The 17,560-nt window shown below is 61.4% G+C and carries 15 protein-coding genes and 1 pseudogene; 10 read left to right on the top strand and 6 right to left on the bottom strand.

The features are described from left to right. Positions 1-66: 66 nt before the first annotated feature. The gene (locus AC1Z1G_RS18495) at positions 67-624 is read right to left on the bottom strand and encodes a TetR/AcrR family transcriptional regulator (RefSeq protein WP_483621591.1); all 558 of its coding nucleotides are present in this window, start codon (positions 622-624) and stop codon (positions 67-69) included. Positions 625-878: 254 nt separating this feature from the next. After that, positions 879-1,046, bottom strand: coding sequence for a DUF2897 family protein (locus tag AC1Z1G_RS18490; RefSeq protein ID WP_483621589.1), 168 nt, complete (start codon positions 1,044-1,046; stop codon positions 879-881). 296 nt (positions 1,047-1,342) lie between these two features. On the opposite strand from AC1Z1G_RS18490, the gene kdpF reads away from it, so the two are divergent. From kdpF to AC1Z1G_RS18460, 6 genes are all read left to right on the top strand, one after another. Next, the gene (gene kdpF, locus AC1Z1G_RS18485) at positions 1,343-1,432 is read left to right on the top strand and encodes a K(+)-transporting ATPase subunit F (RefSeq protein WP_347901339.1); all 90 of its coding nucleotides are present in this window, start codon (positions 1,343-1,345) and stop codon (positions 1,430-1,432) included. A gap of 8 nt (positions 1,433-1,440) precedes the next feature. Further along, positions 1,441-3,135 carry a potassium-transporting ATPase subunit KdpA gene (gene kdpA / locus AC1Z1G_RS18480; protein WP_483621587.1) on the top strand — a complete coding sequence of 565 codons (1,695 nt, stop codon included), beginning with the start codon at positions 1,441-1,443 and terminating at the stop codon, positions 3,133-3,135. Between the two features lie 10 nt (positions 3,136-3,145). Continuing rightward, the gene (kdpB, locus tag AC1Z1G_RS18475) at positions 3,146-5,245 is read left to right on the top strand and encodes a potassium-transporting ATPase subunit KdpB (protein WP_483621585.1); all 2,100 of its coding nucleotides are present in this window, start codon (positions 3,146-3,148) and stop codon (positions 5,243-5,245) included. Between the two features lie 213 nt (positions 5,246-5,458). Continuing rightward, positions 5,459-6,004 carry a potassium-transporting ATPase subunit KdpC gene (kdpC, locus tag AC1Z1G_RS18470; protein ID WP_483621584.1) on the top strand — a complete coding sequence of 182 codons (546 nt, stop codon included), beginning with the start codon at positions 5,459-5,461 and terminating at the stop codon, positions 6,002-6,004. A 128-nt stretch (positions 6,005-6,132) separates the two neighbouring features. Continuing rightward, on the top strand, positions 6,133-8,784 hold the full coding sequence (locus tag AC1Z1G_RS18465) for a DUF4118 domain-containing protein (protein WP_483621582.1): 2,652 nt from the start codon (positions 6,133-6,135) through the stop codon (positions 8,782-8,784). Between the two features lie 48 nt (positions 8,785-8,832). Next, positions 8,833-9,531 carry a response regulator gene (locus AC1Z1G_RS18460; protein ID WP_483621580.1) on the top strand — a complete coding sequence of 233 codons (699 nt, stop codon included), beginning with the start codon at positions 8,833-8,835 and terminating at the stop codon, positions 9,529-9,531. 82 nt (positions 9,532-9,613) lie between these two features. On the opposite strand, the gene AC1Z1G_RS18455 is transcribed toward AC1Z1G_RS18460, so the two are convergent. Beyond that, positions 9,614-10,654 carry a patatin-like phospholipase family protein gene (locus AC1Z1G_RS18455; protein WP_347901334.1) on the bottom strand — a complete coding sequence of 347 codons (1,041 nt, stop codon included), beginning with the start codon at positions 10,652-10,654 and terminating at the stop codon, positions 9,614-9,616. Positions 10,655-10,881: 227 nt separating this feature from the next. Between AC1Z1G_RS18455 and AC1Z1G_RS18450 the strand changes: the two genes are divergently transcribed. The 3 genes from AC1Z1G_RS18450 (at position 10,882) to AC1Z1G_RS18440 (ending at position 12,934) form a co-directional block, all read left to right on the top strand. Continuing rightward, positions 10,882-11,160 (top strand): hypothetical protein, encoded by a 279-nt coding sequence (locus tag AC1Z1G_RS18450; protein ID WP_347901333.1) that lies wholly within the window; start codon positions 10,882-10,884, stop codon positions 11,158-11,160. 101 nt (positions 11,161-11,261) lie between these two features. Further along, positions 11,262-12,029 carry a CHAD domain-containing protein gene (locus AC1Z1G_RS18445; RefSeq protein WP_483621578.1) on the top strand — a complete coding sequence of 256 codons (768 nt, stop codon included), beginning with the start codon at positions 11,262-11,264 and terminating at the stop codon, positions 12,027-12,029. A 107-nt stretch (positions 12,030-12,136) separates the two neighbouring features. Next, positions 12,137-12,934 carry an acyl-CoA thioesterase gene (locus AC1Z1G_RS18440; RefSeq protein ID WP_483621576.1) on the top strand — a complete coding sequence of 266 codons (798 nt, stop codon included), beginning with the start codon at positions 12,137-12,139 and terminating at the stop codon, positions 12,932-12,934. 8 nt (positions 12,935-12,942) lie between these two features. On the opposite strand, the pseudogene AC1Z1G_RS18435 reads toward AC1Z1G_RS18440, so the two are convergent. The 3 genes and pseudogenes from AC1Z1G_RS18435 to AC1Z1G_RS18425 all read right to left on the bottom strand — a co-directional run. Next, a pseudogene (locus AC1Z1G_RS18435) lies at positions 12,943-13,302 on the bottom strand (Mpo1-like protein); the annotation flags it as partial. A 140-nt stretch (positions 13,303-13,442) separates the two neighbouring features. Beyond that, positions 13,443-14,924 (bottom strand): methyl-accepting chemotaxis protein, encoded by a 1,482-nt coding sequence (locus AC1Z1G_RS18430; protein ID WP_483621574.1) that lies wholly within the window; start codon positions 14,922-14,924, stop codon positions 13,443-13,445. Between the two features lie 83 nt (positions 14,925-15,007). Next, positions 15,008-15,814 (bottom strand): TatD family hydrolase, encoded by an 807-nt coding sequence (locus tag AC1Z1G_RS18425; protein WP_483621572.1) that lies wholly within the window; start codon positions 15,812-15,814, stop codon positions 15,008-15,010. A gap of 235 nt (positions 15,815-16,049) precedes the next feature. Here AC1Z1G_RS18425 and AC1Z1G_RS18420 point away from each other — a divergent pair, with 235 nt between their 5' ends. After that, complete coding sequence (locus AC1Z1G_RS18420) at positions 16,050-17,471, top strand: MltF family protein (RefSeq protein WP_483621570.1); 1,422 nt, start codon at positions 16,050-16,052, stop codon at positions 17,469-17,471. The last annotated feature ends 89 nt before the right edge of the window (positions 17,472-17,560 follow it).

The following is a 17,560-nucleotide window of genomic DNA, read 5'->3' as shown; positions in this document are numbered from 1 at the left end:
TGTTTTTCAGGCGTCCATGCAGGGCTGCCTTGCATTCAGCGCTGATCACAAGTACCGAGTGCGATGCTACGGGTGGGAAGCCTTCAGATAGCCACGGGCGACATCCAGGATTCTCTGAGCCAACTCCGTGTTTTCGACGCTGCGGGACAACAACAGTGCGCCGACCAGCGTTGACATGATGACGATGCTTTCGTCGTCGGCACATTCGCCACCCAAGGCTTCTTGCACTTGTTCAAGTCGCGAATTGAGTACCACGTCCGTGGTCGGGCTGGGTTGACCGCGCAAGCCCAGTTCAGAGGACATCGTAGGTAGCGGGCACCCTTGGTGCGGGGAGGTCTGGTGCCACTCGGACAAGTAGCTGTCGATGAACGCCTCCAGCGGTTTTTCCTGGGCGAACAACATGGCGCAATGCTCGTCGAGTTCATCGCTGGCGGCTTGCAGGGCTTTTTCCACCAGTTCGTCTTTGGAGCTGAAGTGCGAATAAAAGCCACCATGGGTCAGGCCCAGCGCTTTCATCAAGGGTTGCAGACCCGTAGCGCCAATACCATCCCGACGGAAACGCGCCGATGCTTCTTTGATGATGCGTTGATGAGTCTGGGCTTTATGGTCTTGTGAATAACGCATCAGGGGAATCTCCACAACAATGCGCCATCTTAACCAAGGTTAATTGGATGGTGACTGTACTTTTATTTCTATAAAGCAACCAGATCCTTCCTTGATCGCTGCATGGGAGGGCTTTTTCCAGGAACTAGAGGCGTTTCCGTGGACATTGACTGCCTGAGGCGATGAACCACTGCTTGAGGATTCGTACCCTGTTCAAAGGTTCTATCAAGCCAGCAAAGCCCCGCCATTCAATGTGAGTGAGGGGGGCTTTTCAGTCAGCGGTCCTGTGCATCCTTGGCGTCCATTTCCGCGTTGCGCTCAGCGATGCGCTTGCGTTGTTCATCGGTCAGCTCGACCTTGTTGGCGGTGTCACGCAGCATCATCAGGCCACCGACGATCGAGCCGATGGCAACCACCAGAATCAACCAGGCATACCAGGGCATAGGGTTCTCCTTAAGACCGGCTCGCCGCGAAAGGTTTCGCGTATGGCCGTGCATTTACCACTTTGAGTCAAAGGGTTTCTCAGTGGTTCCATTCTAGGCCTGTTCTGTCTGGATAGCCTCTTCGGGCTGATTGCAGAGCGTCCCGCATCGCCTCTGCCGGGGCCTGTAACCCCGACGTAAAGTCACTCTTTACGCTTTCTTTATGTCGCGCCGCACCCCTCGCTCTCGTTCCTTTACAGCCTCCCTGCCGACAATGGCGCCACAAGCGGCAATACGCCGTAACACGGAGAAATTCCATGAGCGTTCTGGACGGGGTGTCCCTGCTGTTGGCAGTAGGGCTGTTCATTTATCTACTGGCTGCGCTGTTGCGCGCGGACCGGAACTAGGAGCGGCTATGCACAGTTATGACTATTGGCTGATCCTCGCCTTCTTCGCCGTGGTGCTGATTCCGGCGCCATTTCTGGGGCGTTTCTATTACAAGGTAATGGAGGGGCAGCGCACTTGGCTCTCGCCTGTGTTGGGGCCTGTTGAGCGCGGCTGCTATCGCGTGGCCGGGGTCGACCCGCAGAGTGAACAGAGCTGGCAGACATACACCCTGGCCTTGCTCGCGTTCAACCTCGCGGGCTTTTTGCTGTTGTTCACGATTCTGTTGTTCCAGGACTACTTGCCCCTGAACCCGCAGAACCTGCCGGGCCAGGAGTGGACGCAAGCGTTCAACACGGCCGTCAGCTTCATGACCAATACCAACTGGCAGTCCTACAGCGGTGAGGCGACCCTCAGCTACCTCAGCCAGATGGTCGGCCTCACCGTGCAGAACTTCGTCAGCGCCGCCACTGGCCTGGCCGTACTGGTCGCATTGTGCCGTGGCATCAGCCGCAAATCGGCGCAAACCCTGGGCAACTTCTGGGTCGACATGACCCGCGCAACCCTCTATGGCCTGTTGCCGTTGTGCCTGCTGCTGGCGCTGTTTCTGGTCTGGCAGGGCGTGCCGCAAACCTTCGCTCACTATGTGAACGCGCTGACGATGCAGGGCGTGGACCAGGTGATTCCGCTGGGCCCGGCCGCCAGCCAGATTGCGATCAAGCAACTGGGCACCAACGGTGGCGGCTTCTTCGGTGTCAACTCGGCGCACCCGTTCGAGAACCCGACCGCATGGTCGAACCTGTTCGAAGTGACCTCGATCATCCTGATCCCGGTGGCCCTGGTGTTCACCTTTGGCCACTACGTCAAGGACCTGCGTCAGAGCCGGGCAATCATTGCCTGCATGCTGGCGCTGTTCCTGATCGGCGGCGCGGTGTCGCTGTGGGCTGAATACCAGCCGAACCCGACCCTGAACAACGTCGCGGTAGAACAGGCCGCGCCGCTGGAAGGCAAGGAAGCACGCTTTGGCACCACCGCCACCGTCCTGTGGTCGGTGACCACTACCTCTGCGTCCAACGGTTCGGTCAACGGCATGCATGACAGCCTTAACCCGCTGAGCGGCATGGTCGCGCTGGTCAACATGATGGTCGGCGAAGTGATTTTCGGCGGCGTCGGTGCCGGTCTCTACGGCATGTTGCTGAACGTACTGATTGCGGTGTTCCTTGCCGGTTTGATGATCGGTCGTACCCCGGAATACCTCGGCAAGAAACTGCAAGCCAAGGAAGTCCAGTTGCTGGTCGTGACTCTGCTGGTGATGCCGGTCGGCGTGCTGGTGCTGGGTGCCATCGCGGCCAGCCTGCCTGGCCCGGCCTCGGCCATCAGCAACCCCGGCCCGCACGGTTTCAGTCAGTTGCTGTATGCCTACACCTCGGCCAGTGCCAACAACGGTTCGGCCTTCGCCGGCCTGGGCGCCAACACTGCGTTCCACAACCTGATGCTGGGCTTGGGCATGTTGATCGGGCGCTTTGGCTACATCCTTCCAGTACTGGCCCTGGCCGGTAGCCTGGCGATGAAGAAAACCGCACCGATCGGTCAGAACAGCTTCCCGACCCATGGCCCGCTGTTTGTCACCTTGCTGACCGTGACCATTTTGCTGGTGGGTGGCCTGACGTTCCTGCCGACCCTGGCACTGGGTCCTATTGCCGACCACCTGAGCCTTGGCTTCTGAGGACTTGATGATGAATATGCCCGTACCTGCCTCAAAAAAAGCCGCTGTGAAAGTGGCAGGCGCTTCACGCGTCGAACCCAAACACTCGGCGGTGGAGCCACCGAAAACCGCGATTTCGGCCCTGTGGCGGCCAGCGTTGGTGCAAGCGTTTGTCAAACTCGATCCGCGCCAGTTGAAACGCTCGCCGGTGATGTTGGTGGTCGAGCTGACGGCGATCTTCACCACTGTGTTGTGCTTCATTCCTGATGCGGCGGTGTCGACCCTCGTCGCCGCGCAAATTGCGCTGTGGCTGTGGTTCACCGTGCTGTTTGCGAACTTCGCCGAAGCGTTGGCGGAAGGTCGCGGCAAGGCCCGCGCCGACAGCCTCAAGGCCGGCAGCGAAGGCTTGAGCGCACGTCGCAAGAAGGCCGACGGGACCTTCCAGGTCGTACCGGCGACCAGCCTGCGCAAAGGCGACATGGTGCGCGTTGAAGCGGGGGAGATGATCCCCGGCGACGGCGAGGTGATCGAAGGCATTGCCGCGGTCAATGAAGCGGCAATTACCGGTGAGTCCGCGCCGGTGATTCGTGAGTCCGGTGGCGACCGCTCGGCGGTCACCGGCAACACGCGGCTGGTGTCCGACTGGCTGTTGGTGCGTATCACCGCCAACCCGGGCGAGTCGACCCTGGACCGCATGATTGCCCTGGTCGAAGGCGCCAAGCGCCAGAAGACTCCCAACGAAGTGGCGCTGGACATCCTGCTGATCGGCCTGACGTTGATCTTCCTGCTGGTGGTCGTGACCCTGCAGCCTTTCGCGCACTTCGCCAACGGCAACCTGCCGCTGGTGTTTCTGGTGGCGCTGCTGGTCACGCTGATTCCGACCACGATTGGTGGTTTGCTCTCGGCCATCGGCATTGCCGGCATGGACCGTCTGGTGCGCTTGAACGTGATCGCCAAGTCTGGCCGTGCGGTCGAAGCGGCGGGTGATGTGCATGTGCTGTTGCTGGACAAGACCGGCACCATCACGTTCGGTAACCGTCGTTGCACCGCGATCTACGCAGCACCGGGTGTGAGCGCCAAGGAACTGGCCGAAGGCGCGTTGTTTGCCTCGCTGGCTGATGACACCGCCGAGGGCAAGTCGATTGTCGAGTACTTGCGCGGGCTTTATCCACAGCCTGAACCGTCCGTCGAAGTGTTGACCGTCGTACCGTTCAGCGCTGAAACACGGTTGTCCGGCGTGGACTACCAAGGGCGTGTCTACCGCAAGGGCGCTGTGGATTCGGTGTTGGCTTTCGTGGGGCAGAAACGCGCCGACATGCTGCCGCCGATGTCCCGGGAAATCGACAAGATCGCCCAAAGCGGCGGCACACCATTGCTGGTGTGTGCCGAGGGCAAACTGCTGGGGGCGATTCACCTCAAGGACGTGGTCAAGCCGGGTATCCGCGAGCGTTTCGCCGAACTGCGCAAACTGGGGATTCGCACGGTCATGGTGACTGGCGACAACCCGTTGACCGCTGCCGCGATTGCCGCTGAAGCAGGCGTCGATGACGTGCTGGCGGAAGCCACTCCGGAGAAAAAACTGGCGCGTATCCGCCACGAGCAAAACGACGGTCGTCTGGTGGCCATGTGTGGCGACGGCGCGAACGACGCCCCGGCACTGGCCCAGGCCGACGTGGGCATGGCGATGAACGACGGGACTCAGGCCGCTCGCGAGGCGGCCAACATGGTCGACCTCGACAGCGACCCGACCAAACTGCTGGACGTGGTGCAAATCGGCAAGGAACTGCTGGTGACGCGCGGTGCGTTGACCACGTTTTCCATCGCTAACGACGTGGCCAAGTACTTCGCGATCCTGCCGGCGCTGTTCGCCTCGATTTATCCACAGCTGGGCGTGCTGAACATCATGCACCTGAGCAGCCCGCAGAGCGCGATTCTCTCGGCGATTGTGTTTAACGCCTTGATCATCGTGGTGCTGATTCCGTTGGCCTTGCGCGGTGTGCGTGTCCAGGCGGCAAGCGCTGCGCATCTGCTGCGCCGCAACCTGCTGATCTACGGTGTGGGCGGTATCGTGGTGCCGTTCGTGGGCATCAAGCTGATCGATATGCTGCTGACGGCATTGCATCTGGTTTGACGGTTGTCGTTGGGTTCAGGGGCTTTTCTGTGGTGCGGGAGTCTGCTCCCGCTGGGCTGCGAGGAGCCCCAACCCCAGCCAACGCAATGTGTTCAGGTACACCACATTCGCCGAAGTGACGACTGCTTCGCAGCCGAGCGGGAGCAAGCTCCCTCGCCACAGGTCGTGTGTGTCTGCGTAATGATGAATGTTATCCGAATCGAGGAGTTTGAAATGTCCACTATGCTACGTCCGGCCCTGAGCCTGATTGTTCTGATGACCCTGATTACCGGCGTTGCCTACCCACTGGTGGTGACCGGTGTTGCCCAGGTCGCGTTCCCGGATCAGGCCAATGGCAGCCTGGTGCGCGATGCCGATGGCAAGGTCCGTGGTTCGGCACTGATCGCCCAGGATTTCGTCGGCGATGCCTGGTTCCATCCACGGCCGTCGGCGGGTGCGTTCGCGACGATTTCAAGCAGCGCGAGCAACTTGGCGCCGAGCAATCCGGCCCTTGCCACCCGAGTGATCGACGATGCCAACAAACTGCTGGTCCCCGGCCAGGGGCCGGTTCCACTGGCCCTGTTGACCACCTCCGGCAGCGGTCTCGATCCACACTTGCCTCCGGCAGCAATTGCCTATCAACTGGCGCGGGTTGCAGCAGCACGCAACCTGCCGATGTCGACAGTCGAGCAGTTGATGGAAGCGCACATTGAGCAGCCGCTGGTAGGGCCGCCGGTGGTGAATGTGCTGGCGTTGAACATCGCGTTGGAAGGCCTGTAAACAGTGCGGTCGCCATCGCGAGCAGGCTCGCTCCCACAGGAGAATGCAGTCCAATGTGGGAGCGAGCCTGCTCGCGAAGACGGCCGAACAATCACTGCATCACTATCTGAAGCAAGAGAGATCCAAGCATGAGTGACTCCGGCCGTGCCGACGCATTGTTAGCCGATTTACCCCGCGACGGTCGTGGCCGACTCAAGGTGTTTCTGGGGGCCGCCCCCGGTGTCGGCAAAACCTACGCCATGCTGCAAGCCGCCCACACCCAACTGCGCCAGGGCGTGAAAGTCATCGCAGGCGTGGTGGAAACCCACGGCCGGGCGGAGACCGAAGCGTTGCTCGGCGGTTTGCCGCAGCAACCGTTGCTGCGCTCCGAGTACCGGGGCGTGATGCTTGAAGAAATGGACCTCGACGGCCTGCTCAAAGCCAAGCCGAAACTGGTGCTGGTCGATGAGCTGGCTCACAGCAATGCCCCCGGTAGCCGTCATGCCAAACGCTGGCAGGACATTCAGGAACTGCTGGCCGCCGGCATCGATGTGTTCACCACCGTCAACGTCCAGCATCTGGAAAGCCTCAACGATCAGGTGCGCGGCATCACTGGCGTGCAAGTGCGCGAAACCCTGCCTGACTGGGTGCTGCAAGAAGCCTACGAATTGCTCCTGATCGACTTGCCGCCACGCGAACTGCTCGAGCGACTGCGCGATGGCAAGGTCTATGTGCCGGAGCAGGCGCGAGCGGCAATCGATGCGTTTTTTACCCAGACCAACCTCACGGCATTGCGCGAACTGGCGATGCAAACCGCTGCGGCCCAGGTCGACGATGACCTGAGTCGTGGCTATCGCCAGTTGGGCCAGGCAGCGCCGGCCGTGCGCGGTCGCTTGCTGGTGGGCGTCGACGGCGATACCCAGGCCGAGCGTCTGGTGCGCCACGCCAGTCGGGTCGCACAGCGTCGGCACTTGCCCTGGAGCCTGGTGCATGTGGACAACGGCAGCGTGCGCGATGAGCAGTCGCGTTTGCGCCTGCAAAGTGCCCAGCAACTGGCCGAGCGGCTGGGCGGCGAAGTGGTGCTGCTGCGTGCGGGAGAGGTGGCGAAAACCCTGATTCAGCACGCCACCGAACGTCGTGCCAGCCTGGTGCTGGTTGGCCAGTCCCGGCCGCGTTTACGGCGCAGGCTGTTTGGCGGCGGGCTGGCCTCGCGGTTGCTGCGCGATGCCCATGGTCTGGAAATCAACGTTCTGGACAGCGACGAAAAACAGCGCCAACCGCGTCAGCGTTCGAGCCATTCTTTGGTCTGGTTCGACTACGCCCTGGCGCTGCTGGCGACCGTGTTGGCCAGTGCGCTGGCATGGGCGGTGTCCAGCATTTTGCCGTTGCCGAACATCTCGCTGGTGTTTCTGGCGGCAGTGTTGCTGGTGGCGGTGCGCAGCAGCCTCGGCCCGGCGCTGGCCTGCGCGGCGTTGTCCTTTCTGACCTATGACTTTCTGTTCATTCCACCGAATTTCTCGTTTGCCATCCAGCGTGAAGAAGACGTTCTGACGCTGCTGTTCTTCCTGCTGATGGCTGCGCTGACCGGCAACCTTGCCGCTCGCCAGCGTCGGCAGTTGCAGGCCCTGCGTGACACGCAGGAAGAAACCAGCGAACTGCTCGATCTGTCGCGCAAACTGACCGCCGCCACTGACCGTCAGGCGGTGATCAGTGCCGCCGCGCAGCATTTGGTCGGTTGGAGCGATTTGCAGTTGTGCCTGGTGAACCGTGACGGGCAGGGCGGCTGGAAAGTTGAAACCGGTGGCCCGTTGCAGTTCTCCGAAGCCGAGCGTGCCGCCGCCGACTGGGCCTGGCAGCATGATCAACCGGCGGGCATGGGCACCGGCACGCTGCCGTTCGGGCGTTGGTGGTGGTGGCCGCTGTCGGTCGAAGACGGGCCGTTGGGCTTGCTCGGTGTGTGTGCCAAAGAAGGTCGGCAACTCAGTGGCCAGCGGCGTCGCCTGTTGACCGCGTTGAGTCAGCCACTGGCCCAGGCCCTGGCCCGTGCACAGTTGGCCGAAGACCTTGAGGCGGCGCGTTTGCACGGTGAAACCGAACAGTTGCGCAGCGCGTTGCTGGCCTCGGTGTCCCATGATTTACGCACTCCGCTGACTTCCATGCGCGGCAGTATCGACAGCTTGCTGGCGCTGGGCGAGGCGATTCCTCTGGAGGATCGCCGTGAGTTGCTTGAAGGCACCCGCGATGAGGCCGAGCGTCTCGATCGCTACATTCAGAACCTGTTGGACATGACACGCCTGGGCCACGGCGCCTTGAAACTGGCGCGTGACTGGGTGTCGCCGGCGGACATCGTCGGCAGTTCACTCAACCGTTTGCGTGCGGTGCTGGCGCCGCTTGCGGTCAGCACGGACGTGCCGGGCGAGTTGCCGCTGCTTTACGTGCATGCCGCGCTGATCGAGCAGGCGCTGGTCAATGTGCTGGAAAACGCCGCCCGTTTTTCACCGCCTCACGGGCGCTTGCAACTGCGGGCCGGGGTCCGAGAGAGCGAGCTGTTTTTTTCGGTGAGTGACGAGGGGCCGGGGATTCCCGAAGATGACCGGCCGAAGATTTTCGACATGTTCTACACCGCCGCTCGCGGTGATCGGGGCGGGCAGGGCACGGGGCTGGGGTTGGCGATTTGTCAGGGCATGGTCGGTGCCCACGGTGGACGGATCAGCGTGGAAAACGGCATCGAAGGGCGTGGCACCTGTATTACCCTTCACCTGCCATTGCAGGAGCAACCGGGGTTTGAAAGTGAAGCCTGACGCTGTCTGCGCTACTCTCTTGCCCATTCTTTTTGTTGATTGGAACTCATGAGCCAGACTGCGACCATTTTGGTCATTGATGACGAACCGCAGATCCGCAAGTTCCTGCGTATCAGCCTCGCTTCCCAAGGCTACAAAGTACTTGAAGCCGGCACGGGCACCGAAGGCCTGGCCCAGGCGGCGCTGAACAAGCCCGACTTGCTGGTGCTCGACCTCGGCTTGCCGGACATGGACGGCCAACACGTGCTGCGTGAATTTCGCGAGTGGTCGACAGTGCCGGTGCTGGTGTTGTCGGTGCGGGCCAGCGAAGGGCAGAAAGTCGAAGCCCTGGACGGCGGCGCGAACGACTACGTGACCAAGCCGTTCGGTATTCAGGAGTTTCTGGCCAGGGTGCGTGCCTTACTGCGTCAGGCGCCGGTGGGGGAGGCCCAGGAAGCGGCGCTGAAATTCGGCCCGCTGACCGTGGACCTGGCCTATCGCCGGGTGCTGCTGGACGGCCTCGAAGTGGCGCTGACCCGCAAGGAGTACGCGGTGCTGGCGCAGCTCGCACGGCATGCCGGACGGGTGATCACCCAGCAGCAACTGCTCAAGGACATCTGGGGGCCGACCCACGTTGAAGACAGTCATTACCTGCGAATCGTGGTCGGGCACCTGCGCCAGAAACTGGCCGACGACCCGACCCGACCCCGGTTCATCCTCACCGAGGCGGGCGTGGGGTATCGGTTGTTAAGTGAGTGCAGTCTTTAGTTTTAAATTGGCGGGGTCGGACGTCTTCGCGATCCGACTTGCCCGCGAAGACGGCGGCCTATTCACTGCGCGTCCAGAGCCATCAGTAATCGCGCTCGTTCTCATACCGGTCCAGCGTATCCCTCGCGATCTCCCGTCCCAGTGCAATCAGTTCCGGCGCTTTGTAGAACTCGAAGAACCGGCAGACTCTTTTGGGCACGTTGATCAGGATGTCCGGTGGATAACCGGCGATCTTGTATTGGGCCAGTGAAGTCTGCATCACCTCGAAACTCTGGTTGATCAGATCCAGCAGCGAGGCCGGCCCCACGTTGTCGATGATGAACGAGCCGGTCGCCGACCTGGGGGCGCCATCGGACTCGGGGGCGGCGGCCGGTTGCTGGGCCTCGGGTTCGGCGGACTCGATCCACGGGTTGATCTCGGCGGCGTCGGCCTTCAGGGCTTCCTGTTCCAGCAGCAATAATTGCTCGGCCTGCTTGCGGCGAAACGGCAAGTGCGAGCCCAGGGAGTTGATCAGGCTGTCGAAGCGGCTCTTGAATGCAGGTGGGCGCTGAATTACCGGCAGTTGGTAGTGGCGCTGGTTGGTGGAGTTGAGGTTGACGGCGATGATCAGGTCGCAATGGCTGGAGACCACCGGAACGATGGGCAGCGGGTTGAGCAGGCCGCCATCGACCAGCATGCGATTGCCTTGCATCACCGGCGTGAACAGGCTCGGGATGGCCGCCGACGCACGCATGGCCTGGTGCAGGCAGCCTTCCTGGAACCAGATTTCCTGCTGGTTGGTCAGGTCGGTGGCCACTGCCGTGTAGGGAATGCGCAGGTCTTCGATGTTGATCTCGCCGACGATCTTGCGGATCTGCCCGAAGACCTTTTCCCCGCGAATCGCCCCGAGGCGAAAGCTCACGTCCACCAGGCGCAGAACATCCAGATAGTCCAGGCTTTCGATCCAGTCGCGGTAGTCGTTGAGTTTGCCGGCGGCATAAATCCCGCCGACCACTGCGCCCATGGAGCAACCGGCGATGCAGGCGATGTCATAGCCGCGTCTTTCGATTTCTTCGATGACCCCGATATGGGCGTAGCCCCTTGCTCCACCTGAGCCCAGCACCAATGCGACACGCTTTTTCATCACTCGATCCTTCGTCAAACCAGCGTCAACAATGCACCCAACACCGCTCGGGCTTCAATCGTCGTGGTGAATGGCGCACAAAGTGCGTCGTTTTTTCGACAATCAATGACGGCACACGGGTATTCTCGCGCCCGCTCGCTATAGTTTCTCAGGAGGGCGCAAGGCACTTTTCGCGGCTTTGACCGTCATACCCTGCACGACTGTTTTCCTACTTTGAGGTGTCATTAATGAAAGCCTGGATTTGTCTGCCGTTGATTGCGTTGGCATTGGCTGGATGTGCTGGCAAGACCGCGTACCGCGACAGCTGCGGTACTCAGCTGGATGCCGCCTGGCATGAGCTGGACCTGGCCAAGGCAGAAGGTTTTGCGGGTACTGTCAGTTACTCCAAAGCATTGTCATTGCTGACCGGGGCCAAGACCCAGCAGCAGTTCGAAGCGTTTGAGGGGTGCACCAACAAGGCCCAGAAGGCGCGTTTCTACATTCGTGAGTCGCGTGCCGGGCGTTGAGCCTATGCTGATGCAGCGCAATGCACGCAGGCCGGTTTGCCCGCAGCATGGCTGCAAGCGTGAGGTTCATGGCAACGCGGTATTCAATGGCGAGGGACAGAATGTCGGCCTTGGTTGATCGGTTGGTGGCTCAGGTGCTGGGCCTGGAAATTCGAGTGTTGGCCTGTCAGGCGCGCCTGATTGCGCACACCGACCCCGAAGCGTTGCATGACCTGCGTACCACGGTCCGGCGCTTGCGCAGCCTGCTGCGCCCGCTGCGCGGGTTGCCGGGGGTCGAGCAACTGGAGGCTGCCGCCGCTGCGGTCGGGCAACTGACCACGCCGATGCGCGACCGTGAAGTGCTGGCGGCGTACTTGCTCCAGCATGGTCAGCCCGAGGCGGCGGCGCGGCGCCTCGCACAGATGGCCGAGGCTTATCCGGCGGTGGCGCAGAGCCCACAGCTGGCGCAGTTGTTGCTGATCCTCGATGCATTCCCACGGTTCCTGCGCGCCTCCGAGCGTCAGGGGTTGCTCAAGGGGTTGCGTGCACGCATCGAAAAGCGCCTGACCAAGCAGTGGAAGGCGCTGGATCAAGCCTTGCACGACCCGGCCCATGATCGTCATCGGTTGCGTCTGCTGATCAAGCGCGTGCGTTACGGCATTGAATCCTATCCAGAACTCGACCGCCTGCCCGAGGCGGCCATGCCTCGGTTGAAGGCTGCGCAAGGTGCCTTGGGCGATTGGCACGATTGCTGGCAATGGTTGGCCAGGGCCGAGCACGAGCCGGATCTGCTGCCTTGTGTAGCAGTGTGGCACACGACCATGGCCGAGGCCGAAGGGCGTGCCGACCGGGTACTCGACAAACTCAGCGCCGCTTGCTTCAAATCCTGATGCGGCTGCGGCGGCTTATCTGTCAGCGTCTTTGGCCGGAATAAGCGCTGTACAGAGCCTTCGGGCTGGTTAAGATCACTCGATCTTTTTCCAGCCTTGAGGTTGCTATGCGCTTTTCCGATTTGCTCGACGCCGTGCGCCGTTCGCCCCATGAGCTGGTCATTCCGGCGGAGTGGGCACAGGGCCGCGCCAGTTTTGGTGGTCTGGTCGCCGCTTTGCAGTATGAAGCGATGCGCGCCCAAGTGCCTGCAGACCGCCCGGTGCGTTCGCTGGCCATCACCTTTGTCGGCCCGGCCGAGCCCGATGTACCGATCTGTTTTGAAGTCGACGTGCTGCGCGAAGGCAAAGCCGTCAGCCAAGTACTGGGGCGGGCGACGCAAAAGGGTCAGGTCGTGACGCTGGTTCAGGGCAGCTTCGGTGCATCCCGGCCCTCGGAAGTCGCGGTGACGGCGACGTCGGCCCCCGACATGAAACACTGGGACGACTGTCAGGAGCTGCCTTATATCAAAGGCATCACCCCCGAATTCATGCGCCACCTGGCGATGCGCTGGAGCATTGGCGGGTTGCCGTTCACCGGCAATAAATCGCGCGAAATGGGCGGTTGGGTCCGCCTGCGGGGGGACGTCAAGGACGAACCGCTGAGCGAAGCGCACATCCTGGCATTGGTGGACGCCTGGCCGCCCGCGCTACTGCCGCATCTGAGTAAACCGGCGGCTGGGAGCACCCTGACCTGGACCATCGAATTCATTCAGCCGTTGCTGAACGTCAGCACCCTGGACTGGTGCAAGTACCGCGTGGAAATCGAACATGCCCGCGATGGCTATGGTCACGCGGCTGCCGCGCTGTGGAATGCCGACGGCCAGTTGATGGCCCTGAGCCGGCAGACCGTGACGATTTTCGCCTGAGGCCCTCGGCGGTGGTGATGCTGGCGCCAGGCGCGCCACCAGCAGCCGCTGAGGACGCAGCGCGCAAAGGTCAGGAACTGCTCGACCCGCAAGCGTGACACCGCATCTTTACGATCACTGAACGGCTCGCAGGCTTACGCCTTCAGTGTGTGACTGTGACGTTGCAAGCCCAGGGCTGCCAACAGACCGACGATGCCAATCGCGACGCTGGCAATGCTCAGGCTGAACACGCCCGAAACGATCAACAGGAACGCGATGATGAACAGCGGCACGGCAATCAGGTGCAACACCCGATGGGTCGGGTTGCTGTGGTTCTGTGGGTAGACCCGCCATTGCCAGGCAGGAAGGTTGGGGTGACGTTTGCCCATGTGGGTAATCCTCGATCCTGTGTGAAACACATAACCAAAGAATAGGTCGGGCAGTGCGCGGCGGCGAATCAAGGCTGGCTATCGATGTGATAGGGAGGATGTCGCGGGCAAACCTCCAGGGCTTGCCCGCGATGGTGGCATCAGAGTTTGAGTTGCCCGATGGCCTTGCTCAATTCCCCGGCCAGCGTGGCCAGTTCATTGCTGGTGGTGGCCGAGTCCACCGTTTGTTGCACGGTGTTTTCGGTGACGTCCCGGATGCTCACCACGGCGCGGTTCATTTCTTCCGCCACCTGGCTCTGTTGCTCGGCCGCCACGGCAATCTGGGTGTTGCTTTCACGCATTTGCGCCACGGCGCCAGTGATCTGCGCCAGCGCGACCCCGGCTTCCTGGGCCTGCTGCACGCAATCGTCTGCCTTGAACGAGCTTTCCTGCATGAAGTCCACCGCATCCCGAGTGCCGGCCTGCAACGCCGAAACCATGGTGGTGATTTCATCGGTGGAGGCTTGTACGCGTTTGGCCAGGTTGCGGACTTCGTCGGCGACCACGGCAAATCCGCGACCCATTTCCCCGGCCCGTGCAGCCTCGATCGCGGCATTGAGGGCCAGCAGGTTGGTTTGCTCGGCGATGCTGTGAATCACGCTGACTACGCCATTGATCTTCTGACTGTCTTCGGCCAGCCGCTGGATCATCTCGGCCGTTTGCTGGACGCCAGTGGACAACCCGGCAATCGACTTCTGCACCCGGCTGACCACTTCCTGGCCGCTGCCGGCGAGGGTGTCGGCGGTTTGCGAGAGGTCTCGGGTAGCGCCCGCATGCTGGGCGATGTGGTAGACAGTGGCGGTCATTTCGTTGATGGCCGTGGCGGCCTGATCGGTTTCGCTTTGCTGGCCGAGCATGCCGTGGCGCACGTCGTTCATGCTGGAGGCCAGGCGTGCTGCGCCGTCATCAAGTTGGCGAGCGGTATTGGCCACGGTGTTGACCACCCGTTGGTAACCGGCCTGCATGGCGTTGAACGCGGTGGCCATCTGACCGACTTCATCGGTACAGGCCAGCGGTACACGGGCCGAGAGGTCGCCGGTTTTCTCGACGTGAAGCATCACGTCCTTGAGCGTGTTGAGTTGGCTGAGCAGGAAGCGGATCAGTAACTGTGAAGCGCAAAGCATCGCCAGCATCAGGATAAACACCGCCACCGCGTAGTTGGCAAAGCGCTCACTGAACACTTGGCTGAGGCTCGGGCCATACGCGAGTACGGCCATCTGTTGGCCGTCGGCACGGGAGACGACCTCGGCACCCATCAACGGGTTGGTGCCGAACAGCGGCATGTAGTCGAACGGGACCCAACCGCTCGCGTCGCTCAGTTCCGGCAACGGTTGGTCATTCAGCGTTGGTGCCTGGCCATGCCTGAAGCTCAGCAGGTTATCGGCGTGGGGCAGCGCTTGGCCGGTCGGCCAGGTTGCGAGCAATCGTCCCTGGGCCTGGGCCGATTCCTGGGACGCATGGCTGCGGGCCTGCTGTTCGAGTTGCACGGCGTACAACACCAACAGCAGGGTCGTGACAAAGGCGACAGCATTGACCGCCCAGAACTTGTACTTCAGTGAGATATTGCTAAGCCAGGCACCCATGGAGGTCTTCTCTGATAGCGGAAACATTTTCGGCAAGGTGCCAGCATTGTGCCGCTACTCAGAGAGATGAATCTTGATGTGGGTCAAGCAATCGTGGGCAGGCTATAAAACGCCCGTGCGCACGCGGTGCTATGGGCTGCGAGGTCTTCCAGGCTTTCCTCGCGATGCAGCGCCACTTCACGCAACACTTCACTCAGGTACGCCGGTTCGTTGCGGCCGTTTTTCGGTTTGGGCCGCAGGGTGCGGGGCAGCAGGTACGGCGCATCGCTTTCCAGCATCAAGCGGCCGCGGGGGATATCGCGCACCAGCGGGTGCAGGTGGGTGCCCCGGCGTTCGTCGCAGATCCACCCCGTGATGCCGATGTGCAAGTCCAGGTCCAGGTAACTGAACAGCGCACGCTGCTCGCCAGTGAAGCAATGCACCACTGCGCCGGGCAGGTGATCGCGGTAGTCACGCAGGATCTCCAGCAGGCGCTGGTTGGCATCGCGCTCATGAAGAAACACCGGCATTTTCAGTTCGGCGGCCATCGCCAGGTGCTCTTCGAGGACTTTTTCCTGCTGGGGGCGTGGCGAGAAATCGCGGTTGAAATCCAGCCCGCATTCCCCGACGGCGCAGACGTTCGGCTCGTTGAGCAACGCACGCAAACGTCGGGCGCTGTCGGCATTCCAGTCGCTGGCCGAGTGCGGGTGAATACCGGCGGTGGAGAACAGCCGCTGACCGCTGTCGTCCAGTTGCTGGCACAGTTCTAGCGCCTGTTCGCTGCCCTCGACACTGGTGCCGGTCAGCACCAACTGACAAACGCCGGCGGCATAGGCACGGTCGAGAACCGCCTGATGTTTGTCGGCAAAACTGGGGTTTGTCAGGTTGACGCCGATATCGATGAGTTGCATGGTGCTACCTCAGGCCAAGGCCGGAAAGCATATCAGAGCTGTAGATTTATAAGAAAAACCAAGAACTACAACGAGTTAACGCTGTCTTTTGATGCCGCGAGAAAGGTTCGGTTGGCAGACGTCATGCCAATGTGCCAGTCTTTCGCACTTTTTCAGCGCACCAGGCGCTCTGTTTCTGTCGATCAGCTTCGCGAAATGACTCGAGAAGCCCAACAGTATTCTTTCCGGAGAACGGATGACCCGACCCCAGGTTTTGCTCCTCCTGTGTTTGGCGTGGCTGCTGCCAATGCCGGCCGTTGCGCGTTTGCCCGGCCCGGTCGAGGCGGTGCAGTCGGGCAAGGTCCGCGACCTGGCGGAAATCCGCAGCAGTCGGGTCTTGCGGGTGCTGGTCAACCAGAGTCGCAACAGCTCCGGCGAAGTCCAGGGCCAGGCCATTGGCGTCGAGTACCACCGCTTGCGGGCCTTTGAGCAATACCTCAATGGCCAGGCCCGTGACGGTAAGGCCATCACCCTCAAGATCATTCCCAGGGCCAAGGATCAACTGCTCGGTGCATTGGCGCGTGGCGAGGGTGACCTGGTGGCACCGGGAGAGTTGCTTGATCAGCAGTCCGCTCATGCCGTCAGCACTAGTGACCCGATTGCCAGCAACGTACCGCTACTGCTGGTGGGCATCAAAGGCGAGCGGCGTTACACCCGCGTCGAACAACTGGCCGGCAAAACCCTGGCGCTCGCCACGGGTAGCGCGGCGGGGGAGGCGGTCAATCAGATCAATCAAAAGCTCGCGCTGCACAAACTGGCGCCGGTCAACGTCGAGTGGGTCGATCCGAGCCTTGCTGTCGAGGATGTGCTGGAGATGGTCCAGGGCGGGATTTTTCACCTGACCATCGTCGAGCAACCGATTGCCGAGCGCTGGGCCAAGATCTTGCCCAAGTTGCGTTTCGACCGGCAGTTGAACATCAGCGAGCCGGGCGAAGAGTATTGGTTTGTTCGCCGTGACGCCTCGATGCTGCGAGCGAGCATCGACCGCTTCCTGAAAACCTACAAAACGCCGTCCGACCAGGACGTCGCCTTCCAGCGCATCTACCGGCGCCTCTATCAGGTCCACTATCCCTTGGCCCGCGCCGACCGCCAGCGTCTGGAAAAACTGCGCCCGGTCCTGCAAAAGCATGCGCGTGAGCAGGGCATGGACTGGTTGAACCTGGCGGCGCTGGCGTTCAAGGAGTCGGCGCTGCAACCCACTGCCAGAAGCGGCAGCGGTCCCAGTGGCTTGATGCAGATCACGCCGTCGGCGGCGCAACGGGTCGGCGTCAACAATATCCAGTCGCTGGACAGCAATGTGCAGGCCGGGGCCAAGTACCTGGCGCTGATCCGCCGCAAGTTTTTCGCCAGCCCCAAGCTCAACGAGCGTGAGCGCATGGCGTTTGTCCTGGCCGCTTACAACATGGGGCCCGAGCGGGTGCAGGGGATGCGCACCGAAGCCAGGCGACGTGGCTTGAACCCCAATCAATGGTTCTTCCAGGTCGAGCGAATTGCCATGGAGCAGGTCGGGATGGGGGCCGTCAGCTATGTTAATAGTGTGAACAAATACTATTTGGCATTCGACCGGGAACGGGAGTCGTTGGAGCCATCGACGCCGAAGGTTGTCTCACGCAAATGATCGATTAAGTTGATTGTTATGGCGGGGTTTTTGCGCTTTAAACATGATATTTATTGATTAATATAGCGACCAATCCCCACACACTTTCA

It is taken from the genome of Pseudomonas sp. JL27(2026), assembly GCF_056933555.1.
This window is presented reverse-complemented; position numbering and strand designations above follow the sequence as displayed.